This window comes from Streptomyces sp. CA-294286 (assembly GCF_050947155.1).
Taxonomy (GTDB): Bacteria; Actinomycetota; Actinomycetes; order Streptomycetales; family Streptomycetaceae; genus Streptomyces.
Genome location: NZ_CP192005.1, coordinates 61,576 through 75,688, shown reverse-complemented (window position 1 = coordinate 75,688; position 14,113 = coordinate 61,576). Strand labels below are relative to the sequence as shown.

Here is a 14,113-nt window from a genome sequence, read left to right as displayed (position 1 = left end):
GAGTCGGGTGGGGGGAGAACGCGACGGCCCGGCGCACCGTCGGTGCGCCGGGCCGTCGTACGTACACGCCTGCCGGGTCCTGTCAGTCGCCGCGGTCCTCGCGAACCGGCTGCCCGGCACCGGCCGTCTCCGCGCCGGGCAGTGACGCCCGCAGATAGCGGGCGGTCGTGGTCCGGGAGCCGTCCGCCATGTCGGCGGGCGTGCCGGCGAACACGACCTGCCCGCCGTGCTCACCCGCGCCGGGGCCGATGTCGACGATCCAGTCGGCGTGCTTGGCGACGTCCAGGTCGTGTTCGATGGCGATGACGGTGTTGCCCGAGTCCACCAGCCGGTCCAGCAGGGCCAGCAGGTTGCCGACGTCCGCCATGTGCAGTCCGGTGGTCGGCTCGTCGAACACGTACACGCTGCCCTGCTCGTGAAGCCGGTCGGCGAGCTTGACGCGCTGGCGCTCACCGCCGGACAGCATCGACAGCGAACGGCCCAGCGTCAGGTAGCCCAGCCCCACCTCGGCCAGCGGGTCCAGCCGGCGCACGATCGCCGGGTCGTCGAAGAAGGCGCGGGCCTCGGTCACGGTCAGGTCCAGTACCTCGGCGATGTTGCGTCCCTTGAGCCGGTGCTCCAGCACCTCCTGCCGGAACCGGGTCCCGCCGCACAGCTCGCAGACGGTGGTGACCGGGTCCATGAAGGCCAGGTCGGTGGTGATCGTGCCGCGCCCCTTGCACTCCGGGCAGGCCCCCTTGGAGTTGAAGCTGAACATGCTCGCGTCCGCCCCGTGCTCCTTCGCGAACAGCTTGCGGACCGTGTCCCAGATTCCGGTGTACGTGGCCGGGGTGGAGCGGGGGTTCATGCCGACCGCCGACTGGTCCAGCACGATCGCCTGCGGGTGCTGGGCAGTGAAGACATGGCTGACCAGGGTCGACTTCCCCGACCCGGCGACGCCGGTGACCACGGTCAGCACCCCGGTGGGGAAGTCGATGTCGAAGCCGCTCAGGTTGTGCAGGTCGGCGCCGCGCACCGGCAGCTTCCCGGTGGAGGTGCGCGGCTTCTTCTTCAGCGGAGGCTGGGTCCGGAAGTGCCGGCCGGTGAGCGTCCTGCTGTCGGCCAGCTCCTGCACGGTGCCGGTGAACACGATCTCGCCGCCCTCGGCGCCCGCGCCGGGGCCCACGTCGACGACATGGTCCGCGATGGCGATGACATCACGGTTGTGCTCGACGATGAGAACGGTGTTGCCCTTGTCCCGCAGGTCCAGCAGCAGCCGGTTGAGCCGGTCCACGTCGTGGGCGTGCAGCCCCACACTCGGCTCGTCGAAGATGTACGTCATACCGGTCAGCGCCGATCCCAGGTGGCGCACCGCCTTCAGTCGCTGGCCCTCGCCGCCGGACAGGGTCCGGGTGGGCCGGTTCAGCGTGAGGTAGCCCAGGCCGACGGACGCGATGCGGCGCAGCGAGGCGAGCGCGGCGGGCACCACCGGGCCGGGCCACCGGTCCTCCACCTCCTCCAGGGCGGTGACCAGGTCACCGATCTCCATCGCGCAGTAGTCGGCGATGTTGCGGCCGTCGATCCGCGACTCCAGGGCCGCCTGCGAGAGCCGGGCGCCCCGGCACTCCGGGCAGGTCCGCTCGGTGACGACCTGTTCGGTGGACTTGCGCTCCTTGTCCTTGAGGGCCTCCAGACCCGGCTTCACGAACCGCCGGGTGACGCGCGGCACGACGCCCTCGTAGTCGTTGATGGCCACGTTGTCGAAGTCGTCGGGGCGGATCGTCTGGAATCCCTCCCCGTACAGCAGGAGGTCCATCTCCTTCTTCGTGTACTGCGACAGCGGCTTGTCCGGGTCGAACACCGGCTCCCTGCTCTGCTCCCGGGCCCGGCCCTTCTCGTACCGGCTGATCTGCGCGTACCGCTTCCAGTAGTTGGTGCCCACCGCGAAGTTGGCGTGCCGGATCGCGCCCTCGTTCAGGGACTTGTCCAGGTCCAGCAGCTTGTCGACGTCGAGCTGGAGGGTGGCGCCGAGACCGTCGCAGTGCGGGCACATGCCCTGCGGGTCGTTGAAGGAGTAGAAGTTGGACGGCCCGGCGCTCGGCTCCCCGTACCGGGAGAACAGCACCCGCAGGACCGGGTTGACCTCGGTCATCGTGCCGACGGTCGAGCGTGAGCCGCCGCCCACCGGCTTCTGGTCCACCACGATCGCCGGGGCCAGGTTCTCGATCAGGTCGAACTCGGGGCGCTCGTAACGAGGCAGCCGGTTGCGGATGAACGCGGGGAAGACCTCGTTGAGCTGCCGCTGCGACTCCACGGCGATCGTGCCGAAGACGATGGACGACTTGCCGGAACCGGAGACCCCGGTGACCACGGTCAGAAGCCCCACCGGAATGCGAAGGTCCACCCCCTTCAGATTGTTGGCACGGGCCCCCGTCACCACGATGTGCTGCCTGTCCTTGCGCATGGACGTCCTCGTCTCCCTCACTGGCCGATCTCGTGCTGCTCTCGCGTTGCGTCAACCGCTCACACTGTGCCCGCCCCACCCGTCCCGGCGGCATCGACGGCCAGATCCCCCATCGAGATCCGGCCACCCCGGGTGACCAGGTCCACCAGGAACTCCTCCGGGGAGGAGGGCGGGGCGTCGGCCAGGGCGGCGAACCACTCGGCGCTCGCCCGCCCGGTCCGCTGGGCGTCCTCCACCGCGGGGCGGCGGGCCGCTTCGTACGCCGCCAGCGCGTCCGGCAGCGACGGCTGCGCGTGCAGCGCGGTGACCAGAGCCAGGGCGTCGTCCAGGGCCAGCCGGGTGCCGGACCCGATCGAGTAGTGCGCGGTGTGCGCCGCGTCGCCGAGCAGCACCGTGTTCCCGCTGGACCAGACGGAGTTGCTCACCTGCACGAAACGGCTCCACCGGGACCGGTTCTCCAGCAGCCGCGCTCCGCCGAGCGGACCGGCGAACAACTCCGCCAGCTCGCCGACGTCCGGGCGGTGCGCGGCCTCCACCAGGAAGGTGCTGCGCCCGGGTGCGTACGGATAGGCGTGCGCGACCACCGGGCCCTCGACGGTGTCGGCGACGAGGAAGGCCAGCGAGCCGAAGGCCCGCTCCGCGCCCAGCCAGACGTAGTCGGGGCCGATCCGCGCGGTGCTGGTGCCGAAGCTTCCCGCCAGGGCGTCACGGGTCGCCGAACCCGCCCCGTCCGCCGCCACCACCAGGTCGTACGAGGCCCGCAGCGCGTCGGCGCCGGGAGCCGCGGCGCCCTCGTGCAGGCGCACCCCCAGCTCCGCGCACCGCTGCCGCAGCGTGCCCAGCAGGGTCCGGCGGCTCAGCGCGCCCAGCCGGGGCGACCCGAAGGAGAGCGACCTGCCGTGCCGGTGCACGGCGATCTCGTCCCACCGCACCGGATGCGGGTCCAGGGCGCCCGCCAGTACGGGGTCGGCCCGGCGCACGGTGTCCGAGGCGGCGGGGGGCAGGATCACGCCGAACCCGTAGGTGTCCGCCACCCGCCTGCGCTCCCACACCGTGACCTCGGCCGCGGGGTCGGCCAGCCGGGCGAACGCGGCGAACGCCAGCCCGGCCGGGCCGCCGCCGCTGACAGCGATCTTCACGGTCGTTCCTCCTCGGTCGTTTCCGTCGTGGTGAGCCGATTACCTTCGCGCGCCCAGCAGTTGTCCGATGCGGCCCACGACGGAGGCGGCCGAGGGCATGCCCGCCATCTCCTCGGCGACCTCCCGTGCCGCCCGCCGGGGGCCCGGCTCGCGCAGGACCTGGGCCAGTGCGGCGGTCATCGCCGCGGGTCCGTCGCCGGTGCCCGGGGCGTCGATGTCCAGGGTGGGCCCCGCGCCCCGGGCCGTCACCGTCTGCGCGTTGCTGACGTTGACCGTGCCCGGCATCGGCAGCGACACCTGCGGCACCCCGGCGGCGAACGAACTGAGCACCGTCCCCGAACCGCCGTGGTGCACGATCGCCGCACAGCCGTCGAGCAGCTGACGCAGCGGCACCCACCGCTCCGGTCGGACGTGCGGCGGCAGCTTCGCGGGCAGCTTCGGCAGGTCCGCGTCCGCCGTCAGCAGCACCAGCTCCGCCCCCAACTCCTCGGTGGCCAGCACGATGTCCTGATAGAGCGCACCCTCCCGGGTCATCGGAGCCGCCGTCCCGCAGGTCGCCGTCACCCGCGGCACCTCGCTCGGCCGCAACGCCCAGCGCGGTACCGTGCCGCCGTTGTTGTAACAGCCGTACCGCATCGGCAGCACCTGCCCGGGGCTGCCGATGGCGGAGGGCACCTCGGTGAAGTTGGACAGCGACGGCGGCAGCACGTCGATCTCGATCTCCGCCTCGGTCACCTTGTCCACCCCGAGCTCCGCCGCGTGCGGCGCCAGGTACTCCAACGCCGGCCCGAAGGTGGGCAGCGGCGTCCCGTATCCGTGCAGTACCGCCGCGATCCCCGCCGCGCGCGCGGCGACCAGGGCCGCCGAGTGGATGCCCGGATACACCACCACGTCGGCGCGCCAGGTCCGGGCGATGTCCACCAGGTCGTCCAGCATCCGGGCGCCGACCTCGCCGAACGCCCGTCCGTGCACGGCCAGCGACGTCGCGTCGTCGGGAGCCGACCCGGCCTCCGCGCGCGCCAGCGTCTCCAGCAGTTCGTCGTAGGGCTGCCTGGCCCGCCGGCTCTCCCCGGCGTCGACGGTCACCAGGCCCGCCGCCACCGCCGTGCGCGCGGCGGGTCCGCCGGTGGCCACCAGTACCTCGTGCCCCGCGGCCAGTGCGGCGTGCGCCAGCGGCACCAGCGGCATCAGGTGGGACGACACGGGCATCGACGTGAACAGGTATCGCACGATCAGCTCCTCACGGCCCCGGCGCGGGGCGGTACGTTGGGCAGCCCGACGCAGTCGCCGACGGGCTCGGGCAGCAGGACCGCCGGGGACCCGGGGACGGGCCCACCGGCCGCCCGGTCGGCGATGTCGAGCAAGTACGTCCCGTAGTCCGTGTGTTCGTGCTCGTGGCCCAGGTCACGCAGTTGCTCGGTGCCCACGAACCCCATCCGGTAGGCGATCTCCTCGACGCAGGCGATGCGCACGCTCTGCCGCTGCTCCAGGATCTGGATGTACTGCCCGGCTTCCAGCAGCGCGTCGTGCGTACCGGTGTCCAGCCACACGAAGCCCCTTCCCAGCCGCACCAGTTCGGCCTTTCCGCGTTCCAGGTACGCCATGTTGATGTCGGTGATCTCCAGCTCGCCGCGGGCCGACGGGGTCAGCCCGTGCGCGATCTTGACCACGTCGTTGTCGTACATGTACAGCCCGGTCAGGGCTAGTTCGGAGCGCGGGCGCTCCGGCTTCTCCTCGATGCTCAGCAGCCGTCCCTCCGCGTCGACCTCGGCGACCCCGTAGCGCTGCGGATCGCGCACCGGATAGCCGAAGACGGTGCAGCCGTCGAGGTGCTGCGCCCGGTTGCGCAGCAGCGCGGAGAAACCCGGTCCGTGGAAGATGTTGTCGCCCAGCACCAGCGTCACCGAGTCGTCGCCGATGTGGTCGGCCCCCACCAGGAACGCCTCGGCGATGCCGCCCGGCTCCGCCTGTTCCGCGTAGCTGAAACGCAGGCCGAGCCTGCTGCCGTCGCCCAGCATCGTCCTGAGCATGGGCAGGTGCTCGGGCGAGGAGATGATCAGGATGTCCCGGATCCCGGCCAGCATCAGCACCGAGAGCGGATAGTAGATCATCGGCTTGTTGTAGACGGGCAGCAGTTGCTTGGAGAGCACTCCGGTCAGCGGCTTGAGCCGGGTGCCCGACCCGCCCGCCATGATGATGCCTTTCACGTCTCGGTCCTCCTTCGGCCGGAGGGCCCGGGGGCTCCTCCGGCGGGTGGTGTACGCGGTCGGTAGGACGGCAGCAGGCCCCGCTCCCGCGCCTGCGCCAGCGTCGGCGCCCCACGGTCCTGATCGGACAGCACCGGCTCCGGGCCGAGCGGTACGGGAAGCCGCAGCGCCGGATCGAGCGCCGACACGGCGCGTTCCTCGCCCGGCCGGTACGGGGTGGAGAGCAGATACAGCAGGACGGTGCCCTCCGCCCGTGCGAGAAAGGCGTGTCCCACACCGGGCGGGCAGTACACGGCGCGCGGCCGTCGCGGGTCCAGCGGTACGGAGTCCGAACGGCCGAAGGTCGGCGAACCCTCCCGCAGGTCGACCACCAGGTCCAGCGCCTCGCCCGCCGCGCACACGACGACCTTCGCGGCGCCCGGCCCCTCCGCCGTGCCGGGGGAGTAGTGCACGCCGCGGACCACACCCCGACGGTTCACGCTCAGCCCGCTGCGTACGGCCCGGAACGGCCCGCCCGGCAGGTCCGCGAAGTCCGCCTCCTCGTACAGCGGGCAGAACAGTCCCCGCCGGTCGGGGTGGACCGGCAGAAGGATCTCCAGGGCCCCTTCGACGGCGAGTTCCCGTGCGTCCATGCGGCAGCCTCCCTACGGGCTCCTCGGGCGGATTCTCCGACACGTCCACGCGGCCCCCGCCCGGCCCGCACTTCAGCGGCCCGGGGCCGGCCCCGGGCGGGCCAGGCCCATGTGGTGCAGCACGGCCCGCCCCAGTACCGTCGCGGGGTCGCCCAGGTCCAGCGGGAGGTCGAAGTGGTCGCGGTCGGCGACCACCAGGTCCTGCGGCGGACGTCCCTCCCGGCGCAACGCCTGGGCGAACGCGTCCTGTTGGCGGGCGTACGCGTCGGTCTCGTGCTCGCCCCTGGCCAGCAGCACCCGCCCGGCGGCCGGCAGCGGGCGCAGCGACGGGCTCTGGTCACGGGCCGCCGCCTCGTCCAGCCCCAGCGCGTCGTTGACGTAGGAGCCGACCACCGGCCGCAGGTCGTACAGACCGCTCAGCAGGAACAGCCCGGCCACCGGCACCCCGGCCGCCCCTCCGGCCGCCATGGCGACCAGGTGCGCGCCGGCCGAGCTTCCGGCCGCGTACACGCTGTCGCTCCGGCCGCCCAGGGCGGCGGCGTTCTGCCGTACCCACGCCAGTCCCCGCCGTACCGAGGCGCTCATCTCCGCCAGCCGCCGCCGGGGCGCCAGTCCGTACCCCAGGGCCACGTACCCGGCGCCCGCCGCCAGCAGAGCGGGCGCGGCGAAGCAGGACTCCTCCTTGCCGGACGCCTGCCAGTGCCCGCCGTGCACGAACACCAGCAGCGGGGAGCCGGGGAGGCGCGGCGGGAAGTGGTCCAGCCGCTCGGCCGGGTCGGGGCCGTAGGCGACGTCCGCCCGGTGCTCCAGTGTGTCCCGCGCCGCCCGGCTGAGGGCCCGGTAGGCGGCGAGGGTGCCCTCCGCGTCACGGGCCCGGGTGCTGGGGGACAGCTCCCGGTCCGTCTCCCGTGGGCTCGCTCCGGCTGCGTCCGGCTGCGTCACCGCCGCGCCCGGACGCCGCTGACGACGCCGTGCGGCGTCCAGCCCTGTCCCGTGGTGCGGCCGACCTCGGTGAACCCGGCCTCCCGCAGCCAGGACTCGCACTGTTCCCAGCGGTAGATCGTGGAGTGCCGGAAGGGCAGGGTGGTGAAGTAGACGTTGTCCAGCGCCGCGTACAGCGGTCCGGCCCCGTCGTCGTCGCTGAAGGCGTTGAACACCAGCGCCCGGCCGCCCGGTTCCACGGCCTCGTACGCCTTCCGCAGCAGGGTGAGGTTCTGCTCGGGCGACCAGATCACCAACTGGTGCGCGAAGAGCACGCAGTCGTACCCGGCCGGATAGGGGTCGGTGAAGATGTCCGCGGCACAGGTGTCGATCCGCTCCGCGAGCCCCGCCTCGCGGACGTTGCGCTCCGCGACCTCCAGCGCCCCGGCCCGGTCCAGCACCGTGACCCGCAGCCCGGGGTGCGCACGGGCCAGGGCGATGGCGTTGACGGCGCTGCCGCCGCCGACGTCCAGGACGCGGCGGGTGGCGGAGAAGTCGGTGTGCTCCACCAGCACCGGGTTGGACAGCTGCGACCAGGAGTGCATGCAGCGGTAGAACAGCTCCTCCATGCCGGGCACGCCCGACAGCCGCGTGTACAGGTCCCGGGTGGTGCCGGGGAAGTGCCGGACGCCGACGTTCTCCCCGGTGCGCAAGGACTCGGCGTAGTCCGCGGCCGGCAGGTAGGAGACGCGGTCCTGGAACTCCACGATGTCGCGCAGGACGGGCCACAGCCCCGCGCGGAACGCCGCGGTCACCGGCGGCCCGTTGCGGTACGCGTCGTCCTCGACCTGGGTCAGGCCCAGGGCCGTGGTGCCCAGCAGCAGGATGTCGGCGGACCGCCGGGGCAGGCCCAGCGCATCGGCCGCCTTGCCCGCCGGGAGCGGCCCCTCGGCGTCGAGCAGCTCGAACAGGCCCAGTTGGCACGCGGCGTTCAACTGCTGGAACGCGGCGTACCCGAACAGCACCGGAACCAGCTTGCCCATGTCCTGGGAGGAGCCCGCGTCCTGGGGGAAGCCCGTCTCCCGGCTCATCGCCGGCTCACCGCCCGCGTGCGCACCGACGGTTCGGGGACGGGGACGATGAAGCCGCCGCCCGCCTCCAGGAAGGCCGATTCCTTGCGCATGATCTCCTCCGCGTAGTTCCAGGCGAGCAGCAGGTAGTAGTCGGGCTGCTCGCCCACGTCGCCGGGGGCCAGGACCGGAAGATGCGTGCCGGGGGTGAGCCGGCCCTGCTTCTGCGGGGTGGTGTCGGTGCAGAACTCCAGCTCGCCCAGGCCGAGACCGCAGATGTTCAGCAGCGTGGTGCCCTTCGCCGAAGCGCCGTACCCGGCGATCCGGTGGCCGTCGGCGGCCAGGTCCCGCACGAGGTGGGACAGGTCCGCGCAGGTCTTTTGCACCCGGGCCGCGAAGTCCTCGTACCTCGCGTCGGAGAGGAAGCCGGCGGCCCGTTCGTGCGCCATCAGCTCCCGCACCCGCTCGCCGGTCGGATGCGGTCCGTCGGCCGGACCTGCCGACACCAGGACCGAACCCCCGTGCACCGGAAGCCGTTCCACGTCGACGGTCCGCAGCCCGTGCCGGGCGAACAGCGTGTCCAGCGTGCTGATGAGGAAGTACGACAGGTGCTCGTGGTAGACGGTGTCGAATGCCAGACCGTCCAACAGGTCGACGGCGTACGGCACTTCGATGGTGAACAGCCCGTCCGGGGCGAGCAGGGCGTGCACCCCCGCCAGGACGTCGGCCACGTCGTCGATGTGGGCGAAGACGTGCCGACCCAGGATCACCGATGCCCGCCCGTGCTCGGCGACGATCGACTCGGCGCACGCGGAGTCGAAGTACTCGGGCACGGTCGGCACCCCGCGCTGCTCCGCGATCTCGGCGAGGTTGCGCGCCGGGTCCACCCCCAGCACCCGCGCGCCCGCCTCGCGGAAGGCCATCAGCTGCTCGCCGGTGTTGGAGCCCAGCTCCACGACGAGGTCTCCCTCGGCCAGTTCGACCTGCTCCCCGCACAGGCGCACCACCGTCCGCATGTGCCGGGCCATGGTCTCGGAGTCCGAGGTGACGTAGGAGTACGTGCGGTAGAGCACCTGCGGGTCCACCACGGCGGTCAGGCTGAGCAGGCGGCACTCCCGGCAGGAGATCACCTCCAGCGGGTACGCCTGCTCCCGTGCGAGCGCCTCGGTGTCGCCCGCCTCCAGGAACGCGTTGGCGAGCGGTACGTTGCCGAAGGAGAGCACCTTCTGCCATCGCTCACTGCCGCAGACGCGGCACGCGGTGACGGAACGTACGGTGTTGCCGCTCATGGCAGGTCCTTTCGGCCATTGCTGTCGGCTCCCTCACCGAGGGCGCCGCTTTCGGTCGTGCCGGTGCTGAGGGTTGCGCTGACGCTCTTGCCGGTGCCGGTGCCGGTACCTGCACCGGCACGGAAGGACACCAGCGCCTCGACCACCCGCTGCGCCTGCGCGTCGTCGATCCCGGTGTGCAGCGGCAGCCGCACCAGCCGGTCGGCGACCTGCTCGGAGACCGGGCAGCCGCCCGGTGCGGTGCGCCCGTAGCGCAGCCCGGCCGGGGAGGTGTGCAGCGGCTGGAAGTGCACGGTGGCCTGGACGCCCCGCGCGGAGAGGTGGGACAGCAGCGCCGTGCGGACCGCCTCCGAGGGCAGCACCAGGTGGTACAGGTGCGCCGAATGAGTGCGGTCCGCGGACACGGCGGGCAGCGCCACCCCTTCAGCCGTCGCCCAGTCGGCGAGAGCGCCGTGGTAGGTGTCCCAGAGGGCGTGGCGCTGCTTCTGGACGGCGTCGAACTCCTCCAGCTGGGCGGCCAGCAGGGCGGCCAGCATCTCGGGGAGGATGTAGCTGGACCCCAGGTCCACCCACCGGTACTTGTCGACCTGTCCCAGGAAGTACTGGTGCCGGTCGGTCCCCCGGTCACGGACGATCGTCGCCCGTTCCACCAGGCTCTCGTCGTTCACCAGCAGCGCACCGCCCTTGCCGCAGTGCACGTTCTTCGTCGCGTGGAAGCTCTGCGCCGCCATCACGCCGAAGCTGCCGAGCGGACTGCCGCGGTACGAGGCCCCCAGCCCGTGCGCGTTGTCCTCGATGACGGGGATGCCGTGGGCGTCGGCGATCCGCAGGATCTCGTCCATCTCGCACGCCACGCCCGCGTAGTGCACCGCCACCACGGCCCGGGTCCGCTCGGTGATCGCGGCCTCCAGCGCCCTCTCGTCCATGGTGAGCGTGTCGGGGTGGCAGTCCACGAACACCGGCACCGCACCGCGCAGCGCGAAGGCACTGCCCGTCGGCGCGAACGTGAACGACGGCATCACCACCTCGTCGCCCGGCGCCAGGTCCAGCAGCAGCGCCGCGATCTCCAGCGCGTGGGTGCACGAGGGCGTCAGCAGCACGTGCGGCGAGGCGGTGAGATGCGAGAGCATCTCCGTGGCGCGGGCGGTGAACGGGCCGTTGCCGTCGTGGTCACCGGAGGCGAAGACCTCGCGCAGGTAGGCGTCCTGCCGTTCGGCCGTGTGCGGCACGTGGAAGGGGACCGCCGGGGCGGCGGCCGGCGCGGCGCTCATCGGACGGGCTCCGCGCGGGTCAGCTCCAGGAGGCTGAAGTCGATGTGCACCTGCGACGCCTCGTCGGCGTGCGCCGCGTACACCGGGGAACTCCCCAGCTCCGACGCGGACACCCCGAAGGACTCCTGCCGGTGCACCCGCACCTCGAAGCCGGCCTGGGCGGCCACCTCCCGCAGTCGCTCCGCACTGCCCATCGCGAAGCTGAAACCCAGGAACAGCCGCCCGCCGGGGGAGAGGCGGCCGGCCGCCTCGGTGAGGAACCGCCGGTGCATCGCGTAACCGGGGTCGAAGAAGTGGTAGGCCAGGTCCGAGTCGTGGCGCTGCTCGGACGGGGCCTCGATGAACGGCGAGTTCCAGAAGATCAGGTCGAAGGTCCGCTCCGCCTCCAACGCGTCGAAGAGGTCGCTCACCAGGGCCGTGACCCGGTCGGCGACCCGATGGCGCGCGGCGTTCAGCTCGGTCGTGCGCACGGCGGCCGGGTTGATGTCCAGCGCGGTCACCCGGGGGACGCCTTCGAGCGCCGCGACCACCGAGGCGACCCCGCAGCCGCAGCCCATCTCCAGCATGCTGCCGACTCCCTCGCGGGGCAGCGAGGAGGCGAAGAAGCCCGTGGCGTAGTTGTACTCACCGCCCAGCACCCCGCCGAGCTGGGTCCACTGCCGCTCCAGCAGCGTGAACTCCCGCTCGCGGTCCTGCTCCGCCAACGCGTGGGCGTAGGCCTCCTGGCCCATGGTGAGGCCGAGTTCGTTCATGACGGTGCTTCCTTCCGGTGGGGGGTCGCGGACGGGAATCGGGGAAGGGCCTCACAGGGCCGAGCGCATGGTCCACAGTTCGGGGAAGAACCGGTGCTCGTTGATCTTCCGGAGCCAGGCGGCGCCGTCGCTTCCGGCGCTGCCGCGCTTGCCGCCGAGCATGCGCTCCACGACCAGCAGGTGGGTGGCCCGCCAGTGCGAGAACTGGTAGGCCACCTCAAGGAGTTGCTCCGCCAACGCGAAGGCGGCCGGATGTTCCCGGGGAGCGCGGTAGACGGTCATCCAGACCTTCTCGACGTCCTCGTCGGGTTCGTGCGCGGCGGCCGGCTCACGGTCCACCACGTGCTCCGGTACGGGCAGGCCCGACCGGGCCAGGTGGCGGAGCGCCTCGTCGTACACGCTGGGACGGCCGAGTTCGGCGCGCAGCTCGGGGAAGGCGTCGAAGTCGGAGGACTGCGTCATGGCCGCGTTGCGGTTGCCGAGGGTGAACTCCAGCAGCCGGTACATGAAGGACTGGGTGCCCGACGCCGTGCCCAGCACGTCGCGGAAGACCAGGAACTCGTCCACGGTCAGGGCGTTCATGCTCTCCCAGCACCCGGTCAGCACCCGCTGGTTGCGCACCGCACGCGCCAGCGCCCGGCAGGCGGCCTCGGGCCGGTCCTCGCGCAGCGCGCCCCTGGCCTGACTCACCTCCAGGTGCACCATGCGGAAGAGGAGTTCCTTGACCTGGCTGATGAGGATGAACGACATCTCGAACGGCGACCCCGTGCGCGGCTCCTGCAAGGAGTGCAGCGTGTCCATCCGGGCGTAGTCGACGTACGGGTTCTCGTACGAGCTGTCGTAGTGCAGGTTCGCGTGCGGCGGGTCGGCGTGCGGCCGGTCGGTGTGCGGCGGGTTGCCGTGGGGCCGGTCGGTGTGCGGCGGGTCGGTGTGCGGAGGGTCGTCGGTGCTCATCGGGTCACCTCCCCGTCGGCGAGGACGTCCCGCAGTGCCGTCACCGCGCGGAAGACGTCGGTGTACGACACGTACAGTCCGTTGAGGCACAGCCGGAGCAGGTCAGGCGGCCGTGCGTCGGTGAGTACACCCCGGACCTTCAGCGCCGCCGACACCTCGGGCGCCCCGGGGCAGCGCAGGGCGACGTGGCCGCCGCGCCGGTCCGGGTCGGACGGCGTCACGACCCGGAGCCCGGAGGCGGAGAGGACGGAGGCCACCAGCTGGATCAGGTACTCGCCCAGCCGCAGGCTCTTGCGCCGGACCGCCTCGACCCCCGCCGCCTCCAGCGGCTCCAGTGCCGCTTCCAGGGCGAGCAGTGACAGCACGTGCGGAGTGCCGGTCCTGGCGCGGTCGATGCCGGCGGCGGGCACGAACTCGTCCGCCATGTCGAAGGGTTGGGCGTGCCCGTGCCAGCCGGTGACCGGCAGGTCCAGTGCGGCGTGGTGGCGGGCGGCGGCGTAGAGGAAGGCGGGCGCCCCCGGCCCGCCGCAGAGGTACTTGTATCCGCACCCCACGGCCAGGTCCACGCCGGCCGCGTCGGCCTCCACGGGCACCGCGCCCGCCGCGTGGCTGAGGTCCCACACCGTGACCCCGCCCGCCCCACGCACCTGGGCGGTGGTCCGGGCGATGTCCGTGAGCGCGCCGGTGCGGAAGTCGACGGCGCCCAGCAGTACGGGGCCGACCTCCCCCCGGTGACGTGCGAGTACCCGGCCCAGCCCGTCCACCGGCGTCTCGACCAGTTCCAGGCCCAGCAGCCGGGCCACCGACGCCGCCAGGTAGCGGTCCGTGGGGAAGTTCGCCGCGTCGGACACCAGCACGCCGCGGCCCGGACACAGCCGGGCGGCGGCGGTGACGGCGTTGAACAACTGGACCGACGTGGACTCGCCCACCACGGTCTGGCCTGGCCCGGCACCGATCAGCCGGCCGATCCGGTCGCCGACCCGCACCGGTGCCTCCCACCAGCCGTCGTCCCACCAGCCACCGATCAGATGCTCACCCCACTCCCGCCGCACCACCCGCTCGACGGCGTCCGGCACGGAGCGGGGCAGGGGGCCCAGTGAGTTCCCGTTCAGCTGGATCACGCCGTCGGGCAGCAGGAATTCCTCGCGGAACATCGCGAGCGGATCCTCGGCGTCCTCCTTCTCGGCCCATTCCGGAGTGGGTTCCACGGGTCATGACCTCCCTTTCTCGCCTGCTCGACTCGCCCGCTCACACAATTGACACGCACTGTAGAGATTTCTATCTTCGCTCCGGCCAGAAGGTCAACGGGTTGCCTGCAATCTCCGCTTCAATTGTTCTTCAGAGGAACTTGAAGTCCGGTTCAGAGCCCTTCAAGGGTTGTTCAGAGAATTGCCTTCTCCGGTTTTCTCGCAGTGCCCGCGGAAAGGCGTACGGA

The 14,113-nt window shown here is 72.2% G+C and carries 12 protein-coding genes; all 12 read right to left on the bottom strand.

Translation table 11 applies throughout. The features are described from left to right. Positions 1-82 precede the first annotated feature (82 nt). The gene (locus tag ACQPZG_RS05640) at positions 83-2,443 is read right to left on the bottom strand and encodes an ATP-binding cassette domain-containing protein (protein ID WP_433544712.1); all 2,361 of its coding nucleotides are present in this window, start codon (positions 2,441-2,443) and stop codon (positions 83-85) included. Between the two features lie 59 nt (positions 2,444-2,502). Then, positions 2,503-3,582 carry an FAD-dependent monooxygenase gene (locus ACQPZG_RS05635; RefSeq protein ID WP_433544711.1) on the bottom strand — a complete coding sequence of 360 codons (1,080 nt, stop codon included), beginning with the start codon at positions 3,580-3,582 and terminating at the stop codon, positions 2,503-2,505. Positions 3,583-3,621: 39 nt separating this feature from the next. Then, the gene (locus ACQPZG_RS05630) at positions 3,622-4,812 is read right to left on the bottom strand and encodes a glycosyltransferase (protein WP_433544710.1); all 1,191 of its coding nucleotides are present in this window, start codon (positions 4,810-4,812) and stop codon (positions 3,622-3,624) included. A 2-nt stretch (positions 4,813-4,814) separates the two neighbouring features. Next, a complete protein-coding gene (gene rfbA / locus ACQPZG_RS05625) occupies positions 4,815-5,789 on the bottom strand; it encodes a glucose-1-phosphate thymidylyltransferase RfbA (protein WP_433544709.1) in 975 nt (324 codons plus the stop codon). After that, positions 5,786-6,421 carry a dTDP-4-dehydrorhamnose 3,5-epimerase family protein gene (locus ACQPZG_RS05620; protein WP_433544708.1) on the bottom strand — a complete coding sequence of 212 codons (636 nt, stop codon included), beginning with the start codon at positions 6,419-6,421 and terminating at the stop codon, positions 5,786-5,788. Before ACQPZG_RS05620 ends, rfbA begins: the two co-directional genes overlap by 4 nt. Before the next feature lie 72 nt (positions 6,422-6,493). After that, positions 6,494-7,363 (bottom strand): alpha/beta hydrolase, encoded by an 870-nt coding sequence (locus ACQPZG_RS05615; protein WP_433544707.1) that lies wholly within the window; start codon positions 7,361-7,363, stop codon positions 6,494-6,496. Continuing rightward, positions 7,360-8,433, bottom strand: coding sequence for a methyltransferase (locus tag ACQPZG_RS05610; RefSeq protein WP_433544706.1), 1,074 nt, complete (start codon positions 8,431-8,433; stop codon positions 7,360-7,362). The genes ACQPZG_RS05615 and ACQPZG_RS05610 overlap by 4 nt, the downstream gene beginning before the upstream one ends. Next, positions 8,430-9,701, bottom strand: a complete 1,272-nt coding sequence (locus ACQPZG_RS05605; RefSeq protein ID WP_433544705.1) for a class I SAM-dependent methyltransferase — start codon at positions 9,699-9,701, stop codon at positions 8,430-8,432. Before ACQPZG_RS05605 ends, ACQPZG_RS05610 begins: the two co-directional genes overlap by 4 nt. Beyond that, positions 9,698-10,972 (bottom strand): dTDP-4-amino-4,6-dideoxygalactose transaminase, encoded by a 1,275-nt coding sequence (rffA, locus tag ACQPZG_RS05600; protein ID WP_433544704.1) that lies wholly within the window; start codon positions 10,970-10,972, stop codon positions 9,698-9,700. Before rffA ends, ACQPZG_RS05605 begins: the two co-directional genes overlap by 4 nt. After that, positions 10,969-11,724, bottom strand: coding sequence for a methyltransferase (locus ACQPZG_RS05595; protein WP_433544703.1), 756 nt, complete (start codon positions 11,722-11,724; stop codon positions 10,969-10,971). The genes rffA and ACQPZG_RS05595 overlap by 4 nt, the downstream gene beginning before the upstream one ends. Positions 11,725-11,775: 51 nt before the next feature. Further along, a complete protein-coding gene (locus ACQPZG_RS05590) occupies positions 11,776-12,678 on the bottom strand; it encodes a tryptophan 2,3-dioxygenase family protein (RefSeq protein WP_433544702.1) in 903 nt (300 codons plus the stop codon). Beyond that, the gene (locus ACQPZG_RS05585) at positions 12,675-13,886 is read right to left on the bottom strand and encodes a kynureninase (protein WP_433544701.1); all 1,212 of its coding nucleotides are present in this window, start codon (positions 13,884-13,886) and stop codon (positions 12,675-12,677) included. Before ACQPZG_RS05585 ends, ACQPZG_RS05590 begins: the two co-directional genes overlap by 4 nt. Between the last annotated feature and the right edge of the window lie 227 nt (positions 13,887-14,113).

Excerpts from the sequence above, each read along its gene's own strand:
- ACQPZG_RS05590 (WP_433544702.1), bottom strand. The coding sequence starts at position 12,678 with ATGAGCACCGACGACCCTCCGCACACCGACCCGCCGCACACCGACCGG.
- ACQPZG_RS05610 (WP_433544706.1), bottom strand. The coding sequence starts at position 8,433 with ATGAGCCGGGAGACGGGCTTCCCCCAGGACGCGGGCTCCTCCCAGGAC.
- rffA (WP_433544704.1), bottom strand. The coding sequence starts at position 10,972 with ATGAGCGCCGCGCCGGCCGCCGCCCCGGCGGTCCCCTTCCACGTGCCG.
- ACQPZG_RS05605 (WP_433544705.1), bottom strand. The coding sequence starts at position 9,701 with ATGAGCGGCAACACCGTACGTTCCGTCACCGCGTGCCGCGTCTGCGGC.
- ACQPZG_RS05595 (WP_433544703.1), bottom strand. The coding sequence starts at position 11,724 with ATGAACGAACTCGGCCTCACCATGGGCCAGGAGGCCTACGCCCACGCG.
- ACQPZG_RS05620 (WP_433544708.1), bottom strand. The coding sequence starts at position 6,421 with ATGGACGCACGGGAACTCGCCGTCGAAGGGGCCCTGGAGATCCTTCTG.
- ACQPZG_RS05640 (WP_433544712.1), bottom strand. The coding sequence starts at position 2,443 with ATGCGCAAGGACAGGCAGCACATCGTGGTGACGGGGGCCCGTGCCAAC.